13 protein-coding genes and 2 pseudogenes are annotated in these 15,880 nt (G+C 40.4%); 3 read left to right on the top strand and 12 right to left on the bottom strand.

Annotated features, from left to right (window positions below; genetic code table 11):
- Window positions 1-76: 76 nt before the first annotated feature.
- The 4 genes from udp to metE form a co-directional block, all read right to left on the bottom strand.
- The gene (gene udp / locus CKY02_RS13635; RefSeq protein WP_112895698.1) at window positions 77-832 is read right to left on the bottom strand and encodes a uridine phosphorylase; all 756 of its coding nucleotides are present in this window, start codon (window positions 830-832) and stop codon (window positions 77-79) included.
- A gap of 766 nt (window positions 833-1,598) precedes the next feature.
- Complete coding sequence (locus CKY02_RS23905; RefSeq protein ID WP_146747443.1) at window positions 1,599-1,793, bottom strand: hypothetical protein; 195 nt, start codon at window positions 1,791-1,793, stop codon at window positions 1,599-1,601.
- A gap of 178 nt (window positions 1,794-1,971) precedes the next feature.
- Complete coding sequence (locus CKY02_RS13625) at window positions 1,972-2,805, bottom strand: dioxygenase family protein (protein WP_112895697.1); 834 nt, start codon at window positions 2,803-2,805, stop codon at window positions 1,972-1,974.
- Window positions 2,806-3,047: 242 nt separating this feature from the next.
- Window positions 3,048-5,324 (bottom strand): 5-methyltetrahydropteroyltriglutamate--homocysteine S-methyltransferase, encoded by a 2,277-nt coding sequence (metE, locus tag CKY02_RS13620; RefSeq protein ID WP_112895696.1) that lies wholly within the window; start codon window positions 5,322-5,324, stop codon window positions 3,048-3,050.
- A gap of 108 nt (window positions 5,325-5,432) precedes the next feature.
- Here metE and metR point away from each other — a divergent pair, with 108 nt between their 5' ends.
- Window positions 5,433-6,389, top strand: coding sequence for an HTH-type transcriptional regulator MetR (gene metR / locus CKY02_RS13615; protein WP_112895695.1), 957 nt, complete (start codon window positions 5,433-5,435; stop codon window positions 6,387-6,389).
- A 204-nt stretch (window positions 6,390-6,593) separates the two neighbouring features.
- On the opposite strand, the gene CKY02_RS13610 is transcribed toward metR, so the two are convergent.
- The 6 genes from CKY02_RS13610 to CKY02_RS23900 all read right to left on the bottom strand — a co-directional run bounded on the left by CKY02_RS13610 (window position 6,594) and on the right by CKY02_RS23900 (window position 14,042).
- A complete protein-coding gene (locus CKY02_RS13610; RefSeq protein ID WP_112878787.1) occupies window positions 6,594-8,243 on the bottom strand; it encodes a Na+/H+ antiporter in 1,650 nt (549 codons plus the stop codon).
- 271 nt (window positions 8,244-8,514) lie between these two features.
- Window positions 8,515-9,861, bottom strand: a complete 1,347-nt coding sequence (locus tag CKY02_RS13605) for an NCS2 family permease (protein ID WP_112895694.1) — start codon at window positions 9,859-9,861, stop codon at window positions 8,515-8,517.
- Window positions 9,862-10,187: 326 nt separating this feature from the next.
- Window positions 10,188-11,378: an MFS transporter gene (locus tag CKY02_RS13600; RefSeq protein WP_112895693.1), complete on the bottom strand. Its 1,191-nt coding sequence runs from the start codon at window positions 11,376-11,378 to the stop codon at window positions 10,188-10,190.
- A gap of 108 nt (window positions 11,379-11,486) precedes the next feature.
- Window positions 11,487-12,239, bottom strand: a complete 753-nt coding sequence (locus CKY02_RS13595; RefSeq protein ID WP_112895692.1) for a sulfite exporter TauE/SafE family protein — start codon at window positions 12,237-12,239, stop codon at window positions 11,487-11,489.
- Window positions 12,240-13,023: 784 nt separating this feature from the next.
- The gene (locus CKY02_RS24685) at window positions 13,024-13,167 is read right to left on the bottom strand and encodes a hypothetical protein (RefSeq protein ID WP_162120531.1); all 144 of its coding nucleotides are present in this window, start codon (window positions 13,165-13,167) and stop codon (window positions 13,024-13,026) included.
- 464 nt (window positions 13,168-13,631) lie between these two features.
- On the bottom strand, window positions 13,632-14,042 hold the full coding sequence (locus tag CKY02_RS23900) for a hypothetical protein (RefSeq protein ID WP_146747442.1): 411 nt from the start codon (window positions 14,040-14,042) through the stop codon (window positions 13,632-13,634).
- A 125-nt stretch (window positions 14,043-14,167) separates the two neighbouring features.
- Here CKY02_RS23900 and CKY02_RS26720 point away from each other — a divergent pair.
- Window positions 14,168-14,392, top strand: a pseudogene (locus CKY02_RS26720) (IS4 family transposase); the annotation flags it as partial.
- Window positions 14,393-14,470: 78 nt separating this feature from the next.
- Here CKY02_RS26720 and CKY02_RS13590 read toward each other — a convergent pair.
- Window positions 14,471-14,992: an isopenicillin N synthase family oxygenase gene (locus tag CKY02_RS13590; RefSeq protein ID WP_162120529.1), complete on the bottom strand. Its 522-nt coding sequence runs from the start codon at window positions 14,990-14,992 to the stop codon at window positions 14,471-14,473.
- A gap of 86 nt (window positions 14,993-15,078) precedes the next feature.
- Window positions 15,079-15,417, bottom strand: a complete 339-nt coding sequence (locus CKY02_RS13585; protein WP_112895690.1) for a 2-oxoglutarate and iron-dependent oxygenase domain-containing protein — start codon at window positions 15,415-15,417, stop codon at window positions 15,079-15,081.
- Window positions 15,418-15,633: 216 nt separating this feature from the next.
- On the opposite strand from CKY02_RS13585, the pseudogene CKY02_RS13580 reads away from it, so the two are divergent.
- Window positions 15,634-15,744 (top strand): annotated as a pseudogene (locus tag CKY02_RS13580) (transposase); the annotation flags it as partial.
- Window positions 15,745-15,880: the final 136 nt, after the last annotated feature.

Below are 15,880 nucleotides of genomic sequence, written 5' to 3'. Positions count from 1 at the left end.
GTTAGGTATTAAAACATTAACAGATTTCTATTCAAAATAAGAGTGAGCCGGAATACTCCGGCCCAAAAAGTATGATTTACAACAAACGGCGAGCAGCTTCTACTACAATCCCCAATGCGTTACTTTCTGTTTTCTCAAGTAATTCAACATTAGGAATCTCCTGCTGAGTACGGTTAACAATAACACCGGCAACCATACCCGCACGCAGCCCTTGGCTTGCACACATTGTTAATAAAGTTGCCGATTCCATTTCATAATTCATAACCCCCATCGCCTGCCATTCAGCCATTGAACCTTTAAAACGGCTCACAACACGGCCAGAATAGGTATCATAACGCTCCTGACCGGGATAAAAAGTATCGGAAGAGGCCGTTACCCCCACATGTACCATTGCACCTAAATCTTTTGCTGCTTCGTACAAAGCCGTCGTACATTCAAAATCGGCAACCGCCGGGAATTCCATCGGAGCAAAATGCAGGCTGGCACCATCCAAACGAACAGCCGCGGTAGTCACCAACACATCACCAACATTGATATTTTCCTGAATTGCGCCTGTTGTGCCGATACGTAAAAAAGTACGTACCCCCAATTGCGCTAATTCTTCAACCGCAATAGAGGTTGACGGGCCACCAATACCCGTAGAGCATACAATGACTGCTTTACCATCAATTTCTGCCCGCCATGACGTAAATTCACGTAAAGAAGCGAGATGAACTGGGTTATCCATCAATCTTGCGATTTTTTCCACACGTTTCGGATCACCCGGAACAATAGCTAAAGTTGCGCCTTGCAGATCGTTTTTGGTCAGACCTAAGTGAAATACATCAGACATATCAGACTCCTCAGCAAGAAGAATTTATAATGAAATTAGTTGAGATCTACTGTATTGATCATTTAGGCATCTTTTAGTGATAAATGTCACCTTAAAGTAATATAAAAAAGAAAAACGTACATTATTTTGAGACATAAATCACAAAATAACCATGAAATAGGTAAAAAAACAGGGCGTTTTCTTCCGTCCATAAACTAACTTGAATGAGTTCATATTATGGAAAAACAATCCATTGTTTAGCTATATTTATGTTTCATAACGTATCGAGAAAAATATATCACAGATTATCTCATCGAAATATTTTCTCCTTGAGAGTTAATAGAGGTTAATATCCATTCCATCACAAAGAAAAAATTATCATTTCATAACCCAGTCATAAAAAAAATATTTCCAATAAACTATCAACTTAATCAAATATAAATCACCGTCGTTACTAAAATACTCTCCTAACATTTATAAATCAACAACGCAATAAACTGGACTATTTTTAAAATAACTTTTTCTTATGATAAACATATTAAAAAATTAACTGTATTTTACTTCTATAGCTAATAAATAATTTTTCTTGCTTATTTACCAACATATTACAATTATATTTTCAACAAAAATAAAACAATTACCAAATATAAATATCACAGTTGTCTTTTTATAAGATGCATATTGTTTAGATATATACCCTAGAAACAGTTATAACAGCGCTGAAAATTGCTATCGATGAAGCATTAAAAAACAGTGAAGATATCACCAGTAATGGAGACACAGCTCATTAATTTGACATTCTGCTTGCGGGACTGAAAGCTTTCCTCTGAGAAAATGACAGGCACAGACAGTATGCTCTACTGATAATATCAATCAAACAGTAAAGATAATTCTCTCTATGCCTGCATAATATCCATATGTAAATATACCTGTTATCCTTCAAGTTGCCTCTTTGTTGACTGCACTCACTCACCCCGGTCACATCGTTATCCATGCTCCCGGGGATTCGCTCCCTTGCCGTCGCGATCCATCTTGAAATCCATTGGGTATATCAAGTACCTGATACTTTATTAAATTATTAATCAGCACATTATTTACATAGGTTATTTTATAATTTCGACTGTTATTACATTGAAATTTAGTTTATTCAACAAAACCGGTCATACCGTATGAAAATATAAATCATCTTTAGTTATGAAATTAGATATATTTTCCAAGTCTATCGATAGAATTATTTCACCAAGTATCCCACGGTTAATATCAGATTCATCTATTTTTGTTACTTTTATTTCTGAAAGATGACCATTCATATTTTTAAAATATTCATCCTCATGATTTTTTGTTCTGATTACCCTCTGTTTTGAATACAGATCATATTTATAAACCTCTGTATTTATTTCTTCTGGAAAATACATTTGACCAACAAAAGCAAAGTGCTCTTTGTCATCCACATTTGTACTCAATTTTCTGATCGCAACATGAATATGAGTCGCTCTACCAGCATAAAACCCGGGATAAATAGTCGTAAAATTAACTATCCCATTCTTATCCGATGGTTGAGCTCCTCTTAGAAAATTTTTATCATCAGTTCTATTGATAGAAGCTATTCCAGCAACGTTAGGTACTATATCGGGGCTGATATAACTCCAACCAGAATATTTCCCCCGACTATTACAATGCCAGATATCAATAAATAAATTATCAACAGGTTTACATGTTTTTTTATCCATGACAGTAATTTTCAATAAAAAAGGTATTCCTACTTCTGAATCGGTAATATCCCTTCTTACAATTTTGTCATTTCGGAAATACGGCCCTGATATCTGCTCTGGCGCAAGCGTACATACGCCTATTCCATGTTGTGGGGATAACTTTGCTTCCGCACGAGCTAAACTCATCGGAGCAAGTGCGGCAGTCGCCGTAATAACAGCACTACTTTTTAAAAAATTTCTTCGAGAGCTACTTTTCTTACCTTGCAACTTATTAACATCCATATAATCCTCTCTTTAATTATTAAGTTTCTATTACAATGCTTCCATCTTGTTACTACTCGGGTTATTTTGTTAATAAAATATATTTTTTCAAATACCAATATGGCATATATAAGTTACTGAAAGTTTGGTAATAGAAAAGATCCCAGCCAAGCCGCACCTCTACGTGCTATTGAAAAAAGAAAGATTATTTTATGAAAAATGCCCATCACCAATTAAAGATGACAGGCAAATTATGGGATGCGTTATTTTACTGACTCACGGAGGCGTTTCGCTGCTTGTACCATGTTTGCCAGTGACTGGCGAGTTTCAATCCAACCACGGGTTTTCAGGCCACAATCCGGGTTAACCCACAAGCGTTCGACCGGAATACGATCAGCCGCTTTACGTAACAGTGCTTCAATCCATTCAACACTAGGTACGTTAGGTGAATGAATGTCATAAACCCCCGGCCCGATCTCATTCGGATAAGAGAAGTTTTCGAATGAATCCAACAGCTCCATATCTGAACGGGAAGTTTCAATGGTAATCACGTCCGCATCTAATGCTGCGATGGAAGGCATGATGTCATTGAACTCGCAATAACACATATGAGTGTGAATCTGTGTGTCATCTTTGGCAATTGCAGCATTCAATTTAAATGCTTCTACCGCCCAATCAAGATAGGATTGCCACTCTTCCCGGCGCAGTGGTAAACCTTCTCGCAATGCTGGCTCATCAATCTGGATGATACCAATACCCGCTTCTTGCAAATCGTCCACTTCATCACGCAGTGCCAATGCAATCTGCTTAGCAATCGTCTCACGGCTGACATCTTCCCTTGGGAATGACCAACAGAGAATTGTCACCGGCCCGGTTAACATCCCTTTGACAGGTTTCTCCGTCAGCGATTGAGCATATTTAGCCCATTCTACCGTGATAGCTTCTGGACGACTGACGTCACCAATAATCACTGGTGGCTTCACGCAGCGGGACCCATAGCTCTGAACCCAACCATTCTGCGTAAAGACAAAACCGTCGAGGTGTTCACCGAAATACTCCACCATGTCGTTACGTTCAGCTTCGCCATGAACCAATACATCTAATCCTAAACGTTCTTGTTCGTTAATTGCCTGCTTAATATGTTCACAGATATTGGTACGATAGCTGGCACCATCTACCCGGCCTTTTTTGAAATCCAAACGCAAGCCACGAATTTCCGTCGTTTGCGGGAATGATCCAATGGTTGTTGTCGGCCACAATGGCAAGTTATAGCGCTGACGCTGTATTTCCGCACGCTGCGAGTATGGCTGATTACGCTCACTGTCCTGTGGCTTAATTGCCGCCAGGCGCTCAGTAACAGCCTGATTATTCACCCGTTTAGATTCACGACGTGCACGGATTGGCGCACTGTAAGCATCCAATTCTGCTTGTTTACTGCCATCTGGCTGATTCAATGCCGCAGCCAGCAAAGCTAACTCTTCACATTTCTGCAATGCGAACGCAAACCAGCTTTTCACCTCTGCATCAAGCGCAGTCTCATCACTCAGATCAATAGGGCTATGCAGAAGAGAACAGGAAGAACCAATCCACAGTGTACGGCTACCTACCAATGGCTTAATTAGCTGATGCTTAGCGGTTAAATCAGCACGCCATACATTACGACCATTAATCACACCAAGGGAAAGCACCCACTCTTTCGGCAATGACTCATTCAGTTGCGCGATATCATCCTGACCAGCAACCAGATCCACATGTAGCCCTTGTACCGGCAAAGATTTAATCGTTTCTAGATTGTGACCAACGCTATCGAAATAGGTAGTCAGCAATAGTTTAACCTGTCCTTGAAGTGCCTGATAAGCAACCGGATAAGCTGCCAACCACTCTGCTGGCAGTTCCAGTACCAGCGCAGGTTCATCAATCTGAACCCATTCGATACCACGTCTAGCTAACTCAGCTAATACTTGCTGATAAACAGGAAGAATATCTTTCAATAAAGAGAGACGATCAAATACCTGACCTTTCACTTTACCCAACCACAGGTAAGTTATCGGCCCCAGTAAAACTGGTTTCACTTGATGGCCCAGAGATAAGGCTTCATCCACTTCTTCTAGTAACTGAGTCCAACTCAGCTTAAATTCCTGCCCTTGCTGAAATTCCGGCACAATATAATGGTAGTTAGTATTAAACCATTTAGTCATTTCCGCGGCGGCGGCAGGTTCACCCGTCGGCGCACGACCGCGAGCAATACGGAACAGTGTATCTAGATCAATCGTGCCATCTGGATTCTGGTGACGCGGTGGCACATTACCGAGTAGTAAACTGGTGGTTAGAACATGATCATACCAAGCGAAATCACCAACCGGCACTAAATCAACACCAGCCTGCTTTTGTTGTTCCCAGTGACGGGCACGTAACTCACGGCCAGTTTCCGATAATTCTTGCTGAGAAATTTTCCCTGCCCAATAGTTTTCCTGAGCCTTTTTAAGTTCTCTTTTCAAACCGATACGTGGAAAGCCAAGTGTGTGATTAATAGTCGTCATTTCATTATCCCGTCATTTTTAGCCGTCTAGATGTTTACACATCCATAATCAACAGGTAAGGTATAAACCACAAGCGCAATTTATTCATTATCATCCTGAAGGTTTCTCATGATCGAAATAAAACATCTAAAAACATTACAATCATTGAGTCATTGTGGTTCATTAGCGGCAGCAGCCAATCATCTGCATCAAACACAATCCGCTTTGTCTCATCAGTTCAGCGATCTTGAACATCGCCTTGGCTTCCGGTTGTTCATTCGTAAAAGTCAACCGCTTCGTTTCACGCCACAGGGTGAAGTTTTATTACGACTAGCGGAACAAGTGCTCCCTCTGGTTCAAAATGCACTGCGCGAATGTAAAGAGCCGGGCCAAACAAATCTGCGTATCGCTATTGAATGTCATAGTTGTATTCAATGGCTGACACCTGCACTCAAGCATTTCCGAGAAACCTGGCCACAAGTCAATGTGGATTTCAAATCCGGCGTCACTTTTGATCCACAACCTGCATTACTGCAACGAGAATTGGATGTCGTTTTGACATCAGATATTCTCCCTGAGAGTCATTTGCACTACACACCGCTATTTGATTATGAGGTCAAACTGGTTGTTGCTCCGGATCATCCTCTGGCCAATAAACTGCACATCCAGCCAAAAGATTTAATTGATGAGACATTGATGATCTATCCCGTTCAACGTCAGCGATTCGATATCTGGCGGCGTTTCTTGCAACCGGCGGGTGTTGTCCCTACGTTGAAAAATGTGGATAACACCCTATTACTGATCCAAATGGTCGCTGTCCGCATGGGAATCGCGGCTCTGCCACATTGGGTTGTTGAGACATTTGAAAGGCAAGAGTTAGTGGTAACTAAAACACTGGGAGAAGGTTTATGGAGCAGGCTGTACGCTGCCGTTCGTGAAGGCGAACAGTATCAGCCTGAGATTGACGCGTTTATCCATTCCGCACGCCAGCACGCGATGGATAATCTGCCATTCGTAAAAGGAATTGCAAAATTAAACGTTGATGCCCCCAGAACAACGCAACAAACAAACTCCCACCAATGGTAAATTGATCAGCCATTCCACCGGAACCAACATATTATTCATCATTGCCGAGAGGTTCCGGTATCTACGGCGGGAAAACCAATACCACCAGCCAGATACGAGTAAACATATAAAATCAGTTATCAACCTGACAGGCGAAATATCCACCGATCAGGCTGAACACGGCGACTCACAAGATTATCGTGACAACTCACAAATTATAGGATATCAATGCTCTTTCTGTACCAATAGAGCTTCCAGTAAATCCAAATCATGCAGCAAGGTTTGAAGTGTCTCATTACTTATTTTTCTAGTTGCACGCAGATGATATAACTCACCACGCTCTGCCCTTAATGCAGTCAGACGAAAACGACGTTCCAAATCTTCCACTAGCAGGCTATGTTCTATCTCATCCTGCCCCACAGTACGGCGACGCAAATAGCCAATTACCCTGGAAGCAACTTCAGTAATCACTTCAGCATCCAATTGCTCTTCGGGACTAGCAGAAAGACGCTCTTCCATCTTATTCATACTGACAATCGCCACTTCCGCCATAGCTGCCCGCGCCATTCGGACCTCACTGATATCTGCCTCCTTATCGGAAGTTTGCATTCCCCGTAACAGGAATGGCAAAGAGAGAACGCCAATTAACAACGAGAACAGAATGACTCCCGCGGCAATAAAGATAAGCTGATAACGGGCCGGGAATGGCGTACCATCCGCCAGAAACAGAGGAACAGACAGTGCGCCAGCAAGTGTGATTGCTCCACGAACGCCGGCAAAAGATGCCAGCCATAATTCACGAGTGGTATAAGTCGCAAAATTCAGTGGATTTTTTTTCATAAAAAATTTGCTGATATTCTTCATCAGCCATAACCAGCAGAAACGCAGTAATAAAAGGGCTCCATAAATCACTGCAACCGCGGCGAACAGCATCCAGGTTTCAACGGTTGGATCAATTTCTGCCTGTATAACGGAAGTTTGCCAGATCCCCGGTAATTGCAGGCCCAGCATGACAAACACCAAGCCGTTAAATACAAACGCCAGCATTGACCAGACACTATCAGCACGCAAACGCATTGCCAACGGAGCATTACGGATGACCCCAGATTTACTGATCGTCATACCCGCGGCAACCGCGGCAAGGATACCGGAAACGCCAATATGTTCTGCAATCAGATAAGAAGCAAACGGCAACAGCAACATGAAAACAATTTGGGTTGCCGGATCGCCACCGCTCCAACGATTCATTAAGCGCAGGGATTTACTGTACAACCAGGTTACTGCAATACCGGATAACAAACCGCCAATAGCAACTTTGAAGAATTCTATGGTCATGCCAGTAACAGAAAATGCCATCGTTCCCATTGCTATCGCTACAGCGAACTTTAAGGCTACCAGGCCGGAAGCATCGTTCATTAACGCTTCCCCTTCCATCACATTCATCATGCGCTTAGGCATACGCCTTTTTCCAACAATGGATGATAAAGCCACCGCATCTGTTGGCGATAACACAGCAGCAAGGGCAAAAGCAGCAATTAACGGAATACCTGGCATCAGCCAGTAAATCAGATAACCAATACCGACAACAGTAACCAGCACCAATACCAGCATCAGTATGAAAATTTCCCGTCCATACTGGAAAAACTCTCTGGTCGGCATTTTCCAGCCATCAACGAATAACAAAGGAGGAATTAGCAGAACGAGAAATAGCTCAGGATTAAAAGTAACATGTAAGCCAAAGTGCGGCCAAGCCAGCAATGCTCCCATAGCAATTTGCATTAACGGCAGAGGTATGCGGAACGGAATCACTTTAGTCAGAACGCCAGAAACTGAAACCACCAAAATCAAGATCAGAATAGTAAAGAATATTTCCATGTTGCCCTTACAATTTGCCTAAGAACCGTTGGTATACAGATTGAAACTCTTTTTCTTCCCGTTAACACAAAACAGTGAGAATAAATCTTAATACTAAAATAACTGAATCAATCGAAAAAGGTAGATACACGCGGAGCCGTATCCGAAAGAATTACAGGAATATTGTAAACTAATCAGATAAATACAGGGGAAATAATTGAGAATTTAAAAGTAATCGCAAGAATTGGCAAAGTGCGCAGGGGTGAACACCCATTACGCACTTTTTAATCAATCAAATAGCCCAATCACCAGCATAAAATGCTACTAAAGCGATCGTAATTACCACGGTACCGATATTCAATTGGCGCCATTCACCGGAACAGATACGACCAACAACCAGCGAACTGAAACCCAACATAATACCGGTTACAATATTGCAGGTCAGAACAATAAAGACTGCACAAAGCATACCGGACATCGCCCCAACAAAATCATCGAAATCCAGCTTTCTGACATTACTCAGCATCAACAAACCAACATACATCAATGCCGGCGCGGTGGCATACGCCGGTACAAGATAGGAAAGTGGAGAAAAGAACAAAATTAACAGGAACAGGATACCGACAACTGTTGCGGTTAAACCTGTTTTACCGCCGGCGGCGGTACCTGCGGCTGATTCGATATATACCGCAGCCGGAGAAGCACCGATAGCACCGGCAAAAATACTACTAACAGAATCGGCAGTCAGCGCTTTACTGCCATTAATAATCTGTCCGCCTTTATCCAACAGGTTCCCTTGCCCTGCTACCGCACGGATGGTACCGGTGGCATCAAACACCGCAGTCATGACTAACGCCAACACACTGGGTAACACAATCGGCTGCAAAGCCCCCATAATATCCATACTAAAAATCAAGGACAGGCCATCATCTCCCAGACTCGGTATCTTAAAGAACCCTTGATATTTCACCGCCGGATCAAAAATCAGCCCAATAACTGAAATCACCACGATCACTAACAGCACACCACCGGGAACTTTCAATTTTTCCAGACCAAAAATAACAGCCAGCCCAAGCAGAGTCATCATAACCGGAAAAGAGGTGAACGCCCCCAAAGCAACAGGCAAACCTTCCAGAGGGTTCTTAATGACCAGACCCACACCGTTTGACGCAATCAGTAACAAAAACAGCCCAATACCAATCCCTGCACCATGCGCAATACCCATTGGTATGTTGCGTAAAATCCAAGAACGAATACCGGTAACAGAAATCACCGTAAACAAGCATCCCATCAAAAATACCGCACCGAGTGCAACCGGAATAGTGATTTGCTGTCCTAAAACCAAACTAAAAGCGGTAAATGCAGTCAACGAAATTGCACAACCAATTGCCATTGGCAAGTTAACCCACAGCCCCATTAACAAAGAACCAAAACCGGCAACTAAACAAGTCGCAATAAAGACAGCAGTATGGGGAAACCCTGCCTGCCCTAACATTCCCGGTACAACGATGACTGAATAAACCATCGCCAAGAAAGTTGTGATCCCTGCCAGAATTTCACGGCGTACCGTTGTGCCACGTTCAGTCAATTTAAAATACTTGTCCAGTTTGCATTTAACTGGTGCCTGAGTGCCAGACATGTCGTTCCCCTGCATTATGTTCATGGTACTTCTTCCACTTCCTCATCAAACGAAAACGATCACCTTGCTTAATAACACAACAACTTAATGAACATTGCACCAATCGGTTCAACAAATCATAAAAGCAATCGTTTGGCTTTTAGAATAGAAAACAGTGAGAGAATTTGAGGCGAAAGATTATCCAGTGATCATAGTGTCGAAATCAATAGCTAACAGTATTATTTAGTCAAGCATTAGAAGAATGACTTCCGAAGATTAAACTTTTCACAATAATTAATCGCAATGTTTCAACCTTAGGATTCGACTACAGCTACCGAATGAATACTTCAGCTTTTATCACTTTTATTACTTTTATCACTTTGTGGATTAAACCGATCCATGGTTGAAACCAGAAACAGTGCTGCAATGATGACAAGCAGAACAGGTAAACCTGATGGCGTCACTGAACTCGCTATACCGGCAAGCAGTGGTCCAAACAAACTCCCAATTCCCCACAACATAGCCGCTGCGGCATTAGCCACTATCAGATCATTTCCTGAAAAATACTGACCGATTTGGACCAATGCAATGGTGTAGATAGCCCCCGCAGTTGCCCCTAAAACAATCAACAAAGGCCAGATAAGATACTGATATGTCATAACAAACGGCAATAATGCACTTGCTCCGAGCGTTGCTACACCACAAATCTGGTATAAGCGCATACGATTCATATGATCCGCCAGCCAACCAAACGGAAGCTGCATCACTGCATCACCAGCAAGAATGACACTTATCATCAGTGCAGCTACCGCTTCGGTATACCCACAACTCATCCCGTAGATGGGAAACATAGAAAGAATGGTCCCGTCGAAAAAGGAAAAAAATAGCACACCACCACAGATCGCCGGTGCAATCTTCACAAATTGAACAATAGAGAAATTGGATTTCTTACTGTGTTGCGGCAACTTATCGCCTTTCTTCTGATCTACCATGACAAAGAGCACCAGTGAAAAGATATGGATCAGAGTACAAATCAGTATCGGCGTTTTATCTGCGATACCATAAAAAGCAATGATAGAAGGGCCAAGCAACTGACTGACAGTAAAAACTGTTGTATAAACAGCCAGTACCCTGCCTCGTTTATTCTCTTCAGAGAGTTCATTAATCCAGGTTTCACCTAGACAGATCATTAATCCATTAGCAACACCAGTAACTAGCCGCAGAGGAAAAAGCAACTCCATCGGCAACGAACCCAAAAGTGGGAGCAAACTGCCAGCAGAAACCCCTGTTGCAATCATCATGACGTGTTTCTTACCTACCAGAGCTACAATTTTCTGGACTACCGGAGCACTCAAAAGAACCCCCAATGCCGGAGCCGCAGAAATTAAACCAATGTACAACTCATCAATACCTTGGCTATTCAAGCGTAACGCTATCATTGGGATAGTCAAACCAATGACAATGCCAATAACAGCGACACTCGTGGTAATAGTAAAAATGGCAAAAAAATTATTATTTCTATAATCACGACTGTTCATTTTATTTATATCTATCCAGCAAAAACAAAGAGAATAAATATGAAATGAACTGAAAACAACAAATTAATAATATTATATTGAATGAGTTAATTCCTATTGGTTATTATTTCAAACAGTAAATATATAACGATATATCAGCATTAACCCCGAAGCCAGTACAATAATATTGATAAACTTCAAAAATGTTCCTCTGGAGATTTTCAGTGTCACTTGGCGACCAAAATAGATTCCCAACAACATGGCTGGAATAAATACCAGTATCAATAACAAAAATGAGGTGTCCAGATAAATACCCATGACAACAAAAATAATCACTCTCGTCAGGGTACTGAAACCAATTAAAGTCGTCTGAGTGATCCTGAAAATTTCCTTATCTGATATCCGTCCAGTTAGATAAATTGCATATAGAAAACCTCCACTACCAAATAGCGCACTGAAAACACCTCCACTCAGACCAAATGGAATAGCGGCTTTAGCGGGGAATTGACGGTAGGTTTTACTGAAAAATAGCGAATAAATTGAATAGAAAACAACAAATAACCCTAACACCAGAACTAAAACATTAGGCCGGGCCATCAATAAAATAGCGGCGCCAATCAAGCTACCGACAACCATTAATGGAATAACTAACTTGATCTCACTAAACTCTGATTTCTTACCCTCTCTGGTAATATTAATCACTGCGGCGGTTAAATCTACCAACGCGAGCATAGGAACAATTTTCGCTACAGGGATATAAAATGCTAGAATTGGGCCAGCAATAAGTGCAGAACCAAACCCGGCCATACCAAAAACCAGATAAGCAAAGAAAACGACAAAAATGCAAATAAACAGATCAGGCCACGCAAGTACATGTAACATTTCTACTTCCCTGAAAATGGTTTCTAAACTAAAGTGATTGTTTTCCCAATACTAATAGCTTTTACTATCATTTGTCAGGTCAGTCTGCAAAAAATTGGACGCTAGTTAAAGATATACTTAATGTACACATGATACTGGTATGGTCCTGATGGAAAAATAACATATTAAAATTACAATCAATTAAAAATATTTACTAGCAATAAATCACTTACCGTATATTGGGAACATATAAGGGTATTGGCAAGATAAAAGCGATACCACCAACAAACCAGAGGGCGATCTTAAAAAGAATGGTATTTCGTTAGATTGGATTAATATTGTTATTAATACCATTCATACAACGATGCAGAAAGTTCTGACGGATTAACCAGCCAAGATTATAACGGTTTAACAGGTATTTAAGCGTTAATCGAGCGAGAAAATAGTTTTTAAAAACGGCGACATAAACTGATTTTAGCATGTTAAAAACATAAAAAGAGATAAACGGTTTAAATCAAATCATAGCAAAGAAATGCTATTCAACGGGTTAAAACAGGGTAAAACAAGTTTAAACTGACGTATTTAAGAGTCTGTACATTATTCTGTTAAATCATTTATCTGGGGATGTTTTCATGCCGATTTTTATCATCGATTATTTAACTGATTTATAAAAACTTTATTCTACGATTGAAAACACTATTAAAGCGGCTCATTTTTAAAAATAGATTATCGAATTAACAGATTTATATTCTTATTTATCTTTTTTCCTGGAAACATAAGCATTAATCAAACCCATTTTTATTTCTCAGTTTTCATTGATAGCTTTATGATGGGCAGGTTTTAAACCATTATTAAAAGTCATTTTTTTAACCGCTGATTTTAAGTAGCATAAAACTTTAACAGTTGTTTTTACCACTTTTAACGCTTGCTTTTTACTAAGTTTAATCATTATGAAATATCTTATTTTACGTTTACCTAGTGTAGATTACCCCGGCTTTTTATCTTTAATGACACTATTTTATCGATAATTTAAATCAGTTTTTATAAGTCACCACCATTTATTTTTCTAAATAAATTAGCCGGTAAATAATCTGATGATATAAAGATACCCCTTTGTGTTTTTTTCAGATACTCACTTCTCTTTCAGAGCTTAAATCCTACCAGATTGACCGTTTTATCCTTTCTTTATTGCATCATTTTTATAGTTTTCTTCATAAAATAATGGTGAGAAAATACTTTCATATCATTCTGTTCGAATAATATTATTTTACATGCTGGTTTCTTTTCAACTCTCTGTTAATAAACTTAGACTCAATTAATCATTCTTATTAAAAATTAACTTATTTAATAAATCAATTAATTAAAGTTACACCATCCCTGCATTTGCATTTTTAAATAGCCATAGCAGGTTAGTTAAAATATAAAATAATAGAATAACACCATTGCTGATAAATACATTAAACATAGTAGTAAAAAGGTTTTCATTGGATAGTCCATGTAAATATAATCGTTTTTTCCATTTACCAACCTGTATTTAACCCCCTCCATTTTCATTAAATTAGCACTTGGGTTTTTATTTTTCCTGTATTTAATTTTTTTAGGTTTAAAATCAGATAGGATAATAGGTATGTTAATGATATTAAAATCAACGCCAATGCGGTTAATGTGGTTAATGTGGTTAATGTGGTTAATGTGGTTAATGTGGTTAATGTGGTTAATGTGGTTAATGTGGTTAATGTGGTTAATGTGGTTAATCAATTTAAAACCCGTTTCCTCTGGTATTTTCTCTTTTAATATCAATATAACATCAAGTTTTTTATCCACTTTTAAAAATCCTTAATCACTTCTTTTTAACTTTTTTCTGGTATTTACGGCTGTAGTATTAGCCTACAACGTGGTGTATGCCCCGCGAAAGAAGGCGAAGCTCAAGACGTTGGCGCAGGTGACGGGCCGGGGTATCTCCACTACCTATCAGTTTTATTCAGGCATGACGAGATATTCAGGATGAAGTTTTGTGGTGTGCGATTACTGCTCCCGGCACCATTCCAAAAAACTCAGAGCACTGAGGGAAAGCGTTAAGCAGTATAATTTTGCCTGAAAAAAGAAAACGGCCCAAAAGCAGGACCGTTCGTATGTCGAAAACCCGCTACCTCATTCAAAACATGCTTAACTGAATGGTGTTATCCTTGCGATCGCTTCTCCTATCCCGCTTGCCCCGCCAGTTACAACCACTCGTTTACTTTCAAATCTCCTCACTTGGCTCTCTCCTCAAATACGGGGTTATAAGTTGCATTTATTTTGCTGCGAAGATATGGGAAATCCCGAGTCAGTTGTGAAATCAGATGATTACCAATATTAAAATCAGGTTCGCCTGGCCGTTTTAGATGTGTATCAGGGTTAAGGTTCATAAAGAATGCAAAACTATATCGTTCATCACCATTAGCCAACACCCGGTGAATAAGTGAGCGAATTTCTCCATTTGAAAGTACTTCCAGTACATCGCCCGCAATTAGTAATAGAGAGTTTTTCATTGCAGGTACGGCCTGCCAAGGCTCGTTATTATTCATTCTATAGAACAGTCCCGGAGAATCCTGCAATAAAAGAGTGAAAAACTCATAGTCTGTATGGGCACCCATGCTGGATGCCTGTTGGATTTCTTCTGGTTCATGCGAAAGATAATGAATCAGTCGGAGCTGGCTTGCTGGATTACAGGTTGCATCAACAATGTTGATTTCATGATGGCTGTAATGTGATATGAGCGCAGAAGTGATCAAACGCCCGAGTGAAAGCGAAAAATCAAAATACCTATCGATAACCTCGCTTGCGTTTAAAACCTAGCTTGGATAGCGATTTTCTCCGCTCAGAATCCATTCAGGCGCACCACCTGCGGGCCAATATCAAACGCCTCGTACACTCGATCCTTTTCATCTGCATATTGTCCTTTCTCAGTAACCGGAACGTATCCTCGATGACCGTCAGAGTTACCAATATAAAACTGCATTTTAATTTCGTCTGGCAGATCAAATAGTTGCTGAGCAACACGCTTTAGATGTACGGACCCAATGACAAAAGCTGGATCAGTAATATTGGTGATGTGAATATGTCCGAACTTTTTCAAAATTCTAATAAACTGGCTGACTTCAAAATGGCCAGTAGAAATATCCTTATACTCTATGACTGGTACTTGTTGAATCTTCATCTTGTGATACCCTATTTGGTAATTTCAAGGATTCGCTACTTTATTAGCAATATAATTAGCAATATACGCAGAAATCATGTTTGAAGTATTCATGATTCAAATTTTCCAACAGTCTCATATCCAGATCTATCTCTGTACCTATTTCGATTTATCCTCTGCTTGGCCTCCTGGAGCATATTTGAGTATATTCGAATTCAGCAAATGCCAACAGACAGTATGGCGTTTATTGATTCCACCAAAATAGCAGTCTGCCATAACCTGCGCATCCCCCGAAATAGCGTCTTTGTTGGCGTAGCTCGTCGGGGAAAAACCAGCACAGTCTGGTTTTAAGCGAGTCCGCTGAAATTTAAACGCGAGCTGCTACACATAGTATCCTTGCCTCTTTTCCCAGATTCTAAAACCACACTGATAGACAAAAATGGCTTTTCTTAATACCTGTTTTATCACGTTCAGGATAAGGCAC

Origin of the sequence: Photorhabdus bodei (assembly GCF_003287735.1) — a bacterium.
GTDB lineage: Bacteria > Pseudomonadota > Gammaproteobacteria > Enterobacterales > Enterobacteriaceae > Photorhabdus > Photorhabdus kayaii.
The sequence above is the reverse complement of the archived record's forward strand: the minus strand, read 5'-3'. Positions and strand labels throughout refer to the sequence as shown.

What these genes read in the sequence shown, in the direction of transcription:
- metE (WP_112895696.1), bottom strand. Translation starts at nt 5,324, where the DNA reads ATGACGACTATTAATCACACACTTGGCTTTCCACGTATCGGTTTGAAA.
- CKY02_RS13605 (WP_112895694.1), bottom strand. Translation starts at nt 9,861, where the DNA reads ATGTCTGGCACTCAGGCACCAGTTAAATGCAAACTGGACAAGTATTTT.
- CKY02_RS24685 (WP_162120531.1), bottom strand. Translation starts at nt 13,167, where the DNA reads ATGATTAAACTTAGTAAAAAGCAAGCGTTAAAAGTGGTAAAAACAACT.
- CKY02_RS13625 (WP_112895697.1), bottom strand. Translation starts at nt 2,805, where the DNA reads ATGGATGTTAATAAGTTGCAAGGTAAGAAAAGTAGCTCTCGAAGAAAT.
- metR (WP_112895695.1), top strand. Translation starts at nt 5,433, where the DNA reads ATGATCGAAATAAAACATCTAAAAACATTACAATCATTGAGTCATTGT.
- CKY02_RS13595 (WP_112895692.1), bottom strand. Translation starts at nt 12,239, where the DNA reads ATGTTACATGTACTTGCGTGGCCTGATCTGTTTATTTGCATTTTTGTC.
- CKY02_RS13610 (WP_112878787.1), bottom strand. Translation starts at nt 8,243, where the DNA reads ATGGAAATATTCTTTACTATTCTGATCTTGATTTTGGTGGTTTCAGTT.
- CKY02_RS13600 (WP_112895693.1), bottom strand. Translation starts at nt 11,378, where the DNA reads ATGAACAGTCGTGATTATAGAAATAATAATTTTTTTGCCATTTTTACT.
- udp (WP_112895698.1), bottom strand. Translation starts at nt 832, where the DNA reads ATGTCTGATGTATTTCACTTAGGTCTGACCAAAAACGATCTGCAAGGC.
- CKY02_RS13585 (WP_112895690.1), bottom strand. Translation starts at nt 15,417, where the DNA reads ATGAAGATTCAACAAGTACCAGTCATAGAGTATAAGGATATTTCTACT.